This is a genomic window from Synechococcus sp. R55.7, assembly GCF_047461955.1.
GTDB lineage: Bacteria > Cyanobacteriota > Cyanobacteriia > Thermostichales > Thermostichaceae > Thermostichus.
Genome location: NZ_JANSIC010000121.1, coordinates 1 through 8,386, shown reverse-complemented (window position 1 = coordinate 8,386; position 8,386 = coordinate 1). Strand labels below are relative to the sequence as shown.

The 8,386-nt window shown below is 59.2% G+C and carries 7 protein-coding genes; 4 read left to right on the top strand and 3 right to left on the bottom strand.

Features of this window, described 5'->3' with window-relative positions:
* The first annotated feature begins 294 nt into the window (after positions 1 to 294).
* From NW820_RS07850 to aroQ, 3 genes are all read left to right on the top strand, one after another.
* Entirely contained in the window at positions 295 to 2,244 is a 1,950-nt protein-coding gene (locus tag NW820_RS07850; RefSeq protein ID WP_414407162.1) for an acetate--CoA ligase family protein, read from the top strand.
* A 168-nt stretch (positions 2,245 to 2,412) separates the two neighbouring features.
* Positions 2,413 to 2,544 (top strand): hypothetical protein, encoded by a 132-nt coding sequence (locus NW820_RS07845; protein WP_011434447.1) that lies wholly within the window; start codon positions 2,413 to 2,415, stop codon positions 2,542 to 2,544.
* Complete coding sequence (gene aroQ, locus NW820_RS07840; RefSeq protein ID WP_414344089.1) at positions 2,522 to 3,019, top strand: type II 3-dehydroquinate dehydratase; 498 nt, start codon at positions 2,522 to 2,524, stop codon at positions 3,017 to 3,019. Before NW820_RS07845 ends, aroQ begins: the two co-directional genes overlap by 23 nt.
* 17 nt (positions 3,020 to 3,036) lie before the next feature.
* On the opposite strand, the gene NW820_RS07835 is transcribed toward aroQ, so the two are convergent.
* From NW820_RS07835 to NW820_RS07825, 3 genes are all read right to left on the bottom strand, one after another.
* Entirely contained in the window at positions 3,037 to 4,047 is a 1,011-nt protein-coding gene (locus NW820_RS07835; protein WP_011434449.1) for an alpha/beta fold hydrolase, read from the bottom strand.
* Positions 4,044 to 4,970, bottom strand: a complete 927-nt coding sequence (locus NW820_RS07830; protein ID WP_414399867.1) for a fatty acid desaturase family protein — start codon at positions 4,968 to 4,970, stop codon at positions 4,044 to 4,046. Before NW820_RS07830 ends, NW820_RS07835 begins: the two co-directional genes overlap by 4 nt.
* Positions 4,971 to 5,075: 105 nt before the next feature.
* Positions 5,076 to 5,612 (bottom strand): thioredoxin domain-containing protein, encoded by a 537-nt coding sequence (locus tag NW820_RS07825; protein ID WP_414407161.1) that lies wholly within the window; start codon positions 5,610 to 5,612, stop codon positions 5,076 to 5,078.
* 191 nt (positions 5,613 to 5,803) lie between these two features.
* Between NW820_RS07825 and pheT the strand changes: the two genes are divergently transcribed.
* Positions 5,804 to 8,281 carry a phenylalanine--tRNA ligase subunit beta gene (pheT, locus tag NW820_RS07820; RefSeq protein WP_414407163.1) on the top strand — a complete coding sequence of 826 codons (2,478 nt, stop codon included), beginning with the start codon at positions 5,804 to 5,806 and terminating at the stop codon, positions 8,279 to 8,281.
* Positions 8,282 to 8,386: the final 105 nt, after the last annotated feature.

Sequence of the window (8,386 nt, the reverse complement as noted above, 5' to 3'; positions counted from 1 at the left end):
CTCCCAGCCCCTTGCCCATTATGAGGAGAGGGGATCCCAGAATTGGCAAACAGTTGCACTGCAACTCGAAATAACCCCAACCCGATCAGAGGGTGGGAAGGGTTTTCCAAGTTACCAAGTTGCCTGTCAGGCAACTGTTAATTGACCAGCAAAAGGCTAGCTGGGATCCCTTGTGCTGCGAGGGCAAGCCGCCGGGGATGGGGGCCGGATCGGGAATAATGGAAGCGGCCCCAGCCGGGAGAGCTGGGTTTTCCCCGCGCTGAGGTCGTTGTTTCCCTTCTCTTGAGGCCGGCTATGGTTTTGCAGGAGGCGGCGGGCGTGCCCCGCATCAACGCGCGCGAGTCGGATGTTTTCGACATTTTCAACCTGAAGCATTATCTCGGCCCTAACCCCTATCTCAATACAGCCGCTTTCACCTTCGACTTTGCCCTTACCCAGTGCCCACAGCCGCTGCCCATTGATGTCTACCTGTCCAAGGTCTGCTTCCATTTCCCCCAGTTGCAGGAGGGATCTTATCCTTCCTACGCCCACTTGTTTGCCCGGCTGGTGACGGAGGTGAACCGGTTGCAGATGGATCTCCACTTGCAGAAGTGGAGCTGTCACCTGTTTCCAGAGTATGTGCGCATCGCGGTGCAGACCTTGCATGGCCGTACCACTCGTGCCGCGGTTTATTTTGCTTGGGATTGGCTGGAAGCCATCGCCCAAGGGGAGCCCTTCGACGTTGAAGGGGAGATGCGCCGCCTGCAGCAATTGTTTCGCGACTCGGTGTACGGCGGGCCGACGGTCTATGCCCTCTTGCGGGCTGCTCACGAACGCGGGATCCCTACCTACTACCTATGGGATGAAGGGGTGATGCAGTATGGCTATGGTCGCAACCAGGTGCGAGGGGTGGCCACCACCTTTCACTGCGACAGCCATCTCGACTCTGACTTCACCACCCGCAAAGACGATTGCAAAGCCTTTCTGGCGGCGCAAGGGTTCCCCGTGCCCCAGGGAGAGGTGGTCGCCTCTTTGGCAGAAGCTTTGCAGCAAGCGCAAGAAATCGGCTATCCGGTGGTGCTCAAGCCGGTGGCCGGCCACAAGGGGATAGGGGTAACAGCAGGCATTCAAACCCCAGAAGAACTGGCCTTTGCCTACGAGGTAGCCGTGGCAGCCCTTCCCCCTGAGGAGCCCATCCGGCTGATCCTGGAAAAGCATCTGCAGGGCACCGATTTTCGCCTGTTGTGTGTGGGAGGCCGCTTTGTGGCGGCCACGGAACGACGCCCCGCCTCAGTGACGGGAGATGGCCAAAGCACCATCGGGCAGCTCATCGAGCAGGCCAACCGGGATCCCGTCCGTTGGGATACCCCTACTTCTCCCCTGGGGCCGATCCAATGGGATGAGGCAATGGAGCGCTTTCTGGCAGAGCAAGGCTTGACAGTGGACAGTGTGCTGGAACCGGGGCGGACGGTCTATCTGCGCAAGGTATCCAATCTCTCGGCGGGAGGAGTGAGCCGCGATGTCACGGCCACCGTCCATCCCGACAACGTGGTTTTGGCCCAAACCATTGCCCAGCAGTTCTCGCTGGTGTGCTTGGGCATCGATGTCATTGCCCCCAGCCTGGAGCGCTCCTGGAAGGAGGGATCCCTGGGGATCATCGAGATCAATGCTGCGCCAGGTGTGCTCATGCACCAAAAACCTGCCATTGGCGCGGGAGTGGATGTGCCGGGGGCAATCCTCGACCATCTGTTTCCCAAGACGGCCCGCATCCCGATTTTGACCTTTAACCGCCTCACCTTGGCGGAGGCGCACACCTTGGTGGAGCATATTTTGTCCCACCGCCCCAACGCATGTGTGGGATCCGTCTGTCGGGAGGGCGTGCTGCTAAACCACAGCTCTAGACCCCTGCAGGGCAGCCTCTTTCGCCAGGTGAAAACCCTGCTGCGCCATCCCCAACTGGATCTGCTTTTGGCGGAAGCCGACGAAGAGACCCTGGAGCGGGAGGGCTTGGCCTACGAAGGCAGCGATCTGGTGGTGCTGCGGGATCCCTCCGATCAAGAGCTGCAAACCCTGAAACGGGATCTCAACCCCGGCGGCGCCCTCTTCCTGCAGCGGGGATCCACCCTAACTTTGACGGTGGCGGGCCAGGCGGAGCGATTTGAATTGCCGGGGACAGACCTTCAGATGGGGATCCTGCTGCGCTCCATGACCCTGCGGATCATCTGCAGAACCATTAGCCAGATGCTGAAGAACTGGTCTGGCTGAGGGGTTTTGGATTTTCTTCAGATTCTTGTAAAAGGGTAGGCAAAACAAGGGATCCCTGCTGGGGAAAAAGGCCGGCCAGCCAGTCAGCTCTACACCCCTCGGAAAGAAGCGCTATCATAGAAGTCCGTCGAATAAACTCCCTTCGTAAAACCTCGCGAGGCAGATCGGATGGATTGGGTAGAAAAGGTGCTGGAAAAGATCCGGGAATGGGTGGAACGTGTGATCGACACCCTGCTGGGGAACCCCCAGCCTCAACCTGCTCCCATTCCGGTAGAAGATGGATCCCATCGTCGTCGTTAATCCGACTGCCATTGCCCCCGGCGGCGAGCCTCTCAGCCTCTTGGTACTGCATGGCCCCAACCTCAACCTGCTGGGGGTGCGAGAGGTGGGCATCTACGGCTCAGTATCCCTAGAGCAGATCGATCAGGCTCTGCATCGGCAGGCAGAAATGCTAGGGGCGAAGCTGGAGATTCTCCAGTCCAACCATGAGGGGGTGCTCATCGATGCCATTCACCGTGCCCGCCAGCAGCATGTCGGCATTCTGATCAACCCTGGGGCCTATACCCACACCAGCATTGCTCTCCGAGATGCCATTGCAGCCGTAGGATTGCCCACTGTGGAAGTCCACCTAAGCAACATCCATCGCCGCGAGCCCTTCCGCCAGCACTCTTACATCGCCGCCGTAGCGATTGGGCAAATCAGCGGCTTCGGGGCGCAAAGCTACCTGTTGGGACTACAGGCTCTGGTGCAACACCTGCGCCTGCAATCTGTGTAGGATCTGTGTAGGTGCCCTCAGCTCTCCAGGAACTCCTGCACGGCTGTGCGAATAAAAGCTTCATCCTCGGGGTTTTGATGAGGATTACCGGCCCGGTGCCCCCAAATGGAGGGGATGATCTTGTAAACCGCGTTCGGGATCCATTCTGCCTCAGCCCGACAATCTTCTGGGGTGAAATACAAATCCGTCTGGGCGGGCATCACCAATGTTTGGGCCTGAATTGCCCTCAAAGCAGCCCGATAATCTCCCCGGTGAATGGGGTTGTCGCTGATATCGCAGCGGATCCAAGTTTCGATCATCGATAGCAAATTCTGCGGATCCCGGCGGCGGTAATTGGCCTCCCAGCCTCGCTCTAGATAATCTTCGAGAGAGGCATACCCCAAGGATTCATAGCATTTTTGGTTGAAAAAAGGTTGGGAAACAGCCCAACTGGCGTAGATGTGGGCAAAAGCTCGCAGACCCCGCTCTGGGACACCCGTAAATCGACGACCGTTCCAGGCGGGATCGGCAGTTAGGGCTGAGCGCAAACTCTCCAGAAAAACCCGATTGTGAACTGTGGTCTTGGCGGTGCCACAGAGGGCTACGATCCGTTCCACCCGCTCAGGGAACAGGGATCCCCAGTGATAGGCTTGCTGAGCCCCCATCGACCAGCCGTAGATCAGGCGGATGCGTTCGATCCCAAAGTGTTGGCGAATCAGGCTCTCCTGCAGGCGCACATTGTCCCAGTGGCTAAACCAGAAGCCATCTTCCCGCAAGCCACAGGCTGGATCGTTGCTGGGGGAAGTGGAAAGGCCATTGCCCAGCATATTGGGAATGAGGATAAACCACCGCTGCGGGTTGAGGATGCCGTCGGGACGAATCAGCCACTCCAGGTCGGGATGCTGAGCCCCATAGGAGGTGGGGTAGAGGATCAGGTTGTCTTTTCGGGGGGAAAGAGTCCCGTAGGTGGCGTAGGCGAGCGTGATTTGGGGCAGTTGGATCCCGCACTGTAGCTGAAAATCGTTCAGGCTCCAGGTGTAGTGAGTCATGCCTGAAATTGTTCAATCACCTGACGATGAACCCGCACATACCCCTGCCCTAGATGAGCCAGATGGGGCTTGAGGTATTGATGGGCATCGGCCAAAGCATGAAATGGAATGGAGGGGTAAAGGTGATGCTCAGCATGGTAAGGCATATTCCACATCAAAAAGCGGATTGGCCAAAGGGTAAGGGTGGTACGGGTATTGGAGAAGGGATCCTCGGTTTGGCTACAGCCTGTGTGCTCTGCCAGCAAAATGAAGCGCAAGATCGGCTGCCCTACCGCCAAAGGCAACAGCCACAGCCACACTATCCAGGGATCCCCCAGCAGAAGGGAGAGCAAGCTCCCAAGGCCGTAGACCCCTAGCTGCAACCGCACCGAACGAATGACCTCTTGGCGGGCCGATTCAGGAATGTAGGGATAGCCTTGCAACTGGCCGCTGGCTATGCGGATGTAGGTCTTCACCTTGCCGATCCACCAAGTCAAGCCGCTCAGCTCGAGCAAATACTCCGGCCAGCTCTGGGGTTTGGGATCCTCCAGCTCCGGATCCTTGCCCGGAATCTGGGTATAGCGGTGGTGCCATTTGTGGTATCGGCGATAAAAAGTGCTGTTGTAAAATGAGAGCAAGCCCGCCACCCAGGCTACCCCGTCATTCAGTTTTGGGCTGGCAAAAGCGGTGCGGTGTACACATTCGTGCAAAGCAGCAAACATCGTCGCCAAACTGGCCCCGTAAACCACCAGCGCCGGCAGGGCAATCCAGCCATTGACACCTTTCTGGGTCACCCACAGGCTGCCACTCACCGCCATCACCGCCAAATGTCCCAAAAGCTGCCGGAGCCCGGCTGAATTGGAGCGGACATTCAGTTGTCTGAGGCGCTCGCTCGGGATCAACCGTTGCGGATCCGGCAAAATCGGTGTTGTCTCGACAGCCATGGCCTGTTCTTGTGAGCTACGAGAATGGATAGAAGTTATCCAATATCAAACCGAGGCCAGACCTTTCCGCCTGTGTCCAAGACAACAAAACCCTGGACCAAACTCCTAACCATGACTGCGGGGATCCGGCTGATTGGGGAGGATAGGCCCGCTCCGCTCCAGCGCAGACACTGGCCCGGCATTGGTCAACTGCAGGGGCTGTCCAGTTGCCAGAGCCAACACATTGGCTCGCAGAATCGACGGCGGCTGTTCGCCAATCGCCGATCCCAGCACTTCTCCCTGCCGATCCAAAAACAGAAAATGAGGGATGCCGTTCACCCGGTAGCGGCTCAGCTCCGGCAGCCACTTGGGATTATCCACATTGAGCATGACAAAGTTGACTTGATCGGCAAATTCCTTTTTGAGATTGGCCAGGAGGGGCGCCATCGCTCGGCAGGTGGTGCACCAATCGGCGTAGAACTCCACCAAAGAAGGCTTGCCATTGGCCTGAGCTTGCTCCCAAGGTATGGCTTCTTGGGCTAGAGCCTCTAGGTTGCTGCCCGCCTGACGCCCTTGGTTAGCCAAAAACAGTCCTGCTGCCAAGAGCACAGCTACTGCGGCAATCAACCCGTTGCGCAACCGTTTTGCCCAGTCTTTCTTCATCCTTCCTCACCTTGCTAGGCGCTGGATCTGACCTCAGCCCTCGCCTTCACTGTTTTAGCATCCCACCCTGTCCCACCGGTTCCGGCCAGAACCGGGTCTATGCCATCCCACGATCTTGGGCCGGGATCCCGGCTGGAGAAGAGGGCCAGGTGAGCGATAATGGGTGCGGCGTTTGCACCGATGGCTCAGCGATGCGCATCTCCTTGAAGTGGCTGCGAGAACTGGTGGATTTCCAACTTTCACCCGAAGAACTGGGAGAGGCCCTCACCCTGGCGGGGTTTGAAGTGGAAGAGATCGAAGACCGCCGCACCTGGGCAGATGGGGTGGTTTTGGGCAGGATCCTGGCTGCCGAGCCTCACCCCAACGCCGACAAGCTGCAGGTTTGCCAGGTGGACTTGGGATCCAATCGGCCTGCCACCATTGTCTGTGGAGCTGCCAACGCCCGCGCTGGGATCCTGGTAGCAGTGGCCACGCCCGGCACCCATTTGCCCGCCCTCTCCCTCACCATTGCCAAAGCCGACAAGCGGGGGGTGATCTCGGAGGGCATGATCTGCTCTCTGGCAGAGCTGGGGCTGGAGAAATCTTCCGAAGGGATCCACGAATTCCCGCCCGACTTGGATCTGGAGGTTCATCCGCTTGGCTCTGATGTGCGTCCTCTTTTGGGCTTGGACGATGTGGTGCTGGATCTCACTTCCACCGCCAACCGGGCCGATGCCCTGAGCATGGTGGGGATCGCCCGCGAAGTGGCTGCCCTCACCCGCAACCCGCTGCGCCTGCCCCCCGTCAAGCCTCTTCAGGCCAAGCCCATCCCCAACTTTCAGTTGCGCATTGCCGACGCCAAAGCCTGCCCCGCCTACAGTGGCGTGTTGATCGAAGGGGTGAAAGTCGGCCCTTCCCCCGACTGGCTAAAACACCGACTGGCCGCTGCCGGCATGCGATCCATCAACAATGTAGTGGATATTACCAATCTGATCCTGCTGGAATGGGGCCAGCCTTTGCACGCCTTCGACTGGGATCGCCTGCTCCAGGTCATGGGCAAGAAAAAACCCACCATCGAGGTGCGCTTGGCCCAGCCGGGAGAAACCTTAAAGACCTTGGACGGCCAAACCCGCACCTTGCAAGCCGACAGTCATCTCATTGTGGCCGGCAGCCAACCGGTAGCTCTGGCCGGGGTCATGGGAGGGGAAGAAACCGAGGTCGGCTCGACCACCACTCGCATTTTCTTGGAAGCAGCCCTATTCGATCCAGCGGTGACGCGGCGCTCGGCCCGGTCTCAAGGTCTGCGCACCGAGGCTTCCACCCGCTATGAGCGAGGGGTTAACTTTGCCACCCTCGATCAGGCCCGGGATCGGGCGGTGCAGTTGATCCTGGAACTGGCAGGGGGAGCAGTGGCCGGCCTCACCACCTTTGACCAGCGGCCCCCCCTGGAACGCACCCTGAAATTGCGGCTGTCGCGGCTGATCGATGTGTTGGGGGACGAGGTGCAGGCGGCGGATGTGGAGGAGATCCTATCTGCCTTGGGCTTTCAGCTCTCCCGTTGCGAAGGGGCCAATTCCCAGAGTGCCCTCTCCCCCGCTACCGAGACGGCAACCGTGGCCAGCTGCGTTTGGCAGGTCGTCGTTCCCCCCTATCGCCTGCGGGACATTGAGCGGGAGATCGACCTCATCGAGGAGTTTGCCCGTCTCTACGGCTATGACCGCTTCTCAGAAACCCTACCCACCGAGCCGCAGGTGGGATCCCTTTCGGCGCGGGAAACGTTCACCCGCCAGATCCGAGAAGTGCTGCGCGGCATTGGCCTGACAGAGGTATATCACATCTCCCTCTGCCCAGCGGAGGAGGATGGATCTTTGGTGAGGATTGCCAATCCACTTTCGCCTGAATATTCAGCCGTGCGCAATGCGCTACTTCCCGGCCTGGTGGAGGCCTTCCGCTTCAACTGGGATCAAGGCAACGGCCCGCTCCAAGCCTTTGAAATCGGTCGTGTTTTTGCCCATGCCCTTCCCCCCAACCCCCACCCTTACCGGGAAGCTGAGCATATCGGCGGTATCTTGGGCGGGGATCCCAATCCCCACGATTGGCAGCACCGCAACCGACCCATGGACTGGTTCGAGGCCAAGGGGCTGCTGGTCTCCGCTCTGGAGCGGCTGGGATTTGGCCCGGAGTTTCGTCTGGATCCCCCTGAAGAGCAATCGTCCCTGCTTCACCCCGGTCGCCAGGCCAGTTTGTGGATTGAGGGATCCCGCATCGGTTTGTTCGGGCAACTGCACCCCCGCCTCTGTCAGGAAAAGGGGCTGCCAGATCAGGTCTATGGGTTTGAGCTGCAGTTGGATCCCTTGCTGGAAAGCCTGGAGAGACGGGGCATTGTGCAATTTGTCCCCTTTTCGCCCTTTCCTGCTGCCGATCGGGATATCGCCTTCTTTGCGCCGCTTGACCTCTCCGTTGGCGAGATCGAGAAGGTTATCCGTCAAGCGGGCGGAGCACTTCTCCAATCGGTGCAGCTTTTCGACGAGTACCGGGGCCAAGGAGTACCTGCAGGGCAGCGCAGCCTTGCCTTCCGCCTAGTGTACCGCGCTCCCGATCGCACCCTCACGGATGCGGAGGTAGAAGCTCTGCAAAACCAGGTGAGGGCGCAGTTGGCAACACAATTTCCGGTGACCTTGCGCAGCTAGCCGACCCCTCTGTAGCTACTATAACATCCTCCCGGCGCTCGTCCTGTGGGCAGGGCGCGGGACTGATTGCCCCTGCACCCCGTTAGCTACACCGCTGGGAAGCCC

Bases quoted from the DNA above. Each gene is read 5' to 3' on its own strand.
- NW820_RS07850 (WP_414407162.1), top strand. From the start codon at position 295: ATGGTTTTGCAGGAGGCGGCGGGCGTGCCCCGCATCAACGCGCGCGAG.
- NW820_RS07845 (WP_011434447.1), top strand. From the start codon at position 2,413: ATGGATTGGGTAGAAAAGGTGCTGGAAAAGATCCGGGAATGGGTGGAA.
- aroQ (WP_414344089.1), top strand. From the start codon at position 2,522: ATGGATCCCATCGTCGTCGTTAATCCGACTGCCATTGCCCCCGGCGGC.
- NW820_RS07835 (WP_011434449.1), bottom strand. From the start codon at position 4,047: ATGACTCACTACACCTGGAGCCTGAACGATTTTCAGCTACAGTGCGGG.
- NW820_RS07830 (WP_414399867.1), bottom strand. From the start codon at position 4,970: ATGGCTGTCGAGACAACACCGATTTTGCCGGATCCGCAACGGTTGATC.
- NW820_RS07825 (WP_414407161.1), bottom strand. From the start codon at position 5,612: ATGAAGAAAGACTGGGCAAAACGGTTGCGCAACGGGTTGATTGCCGCA.
- pheT (WP_414407163.1), top strand. From the start codon at position 5,804: ATGCGCATCTCCTTGAAGTGGCTGCGAGAACTGGTGGATTTCCAACTT.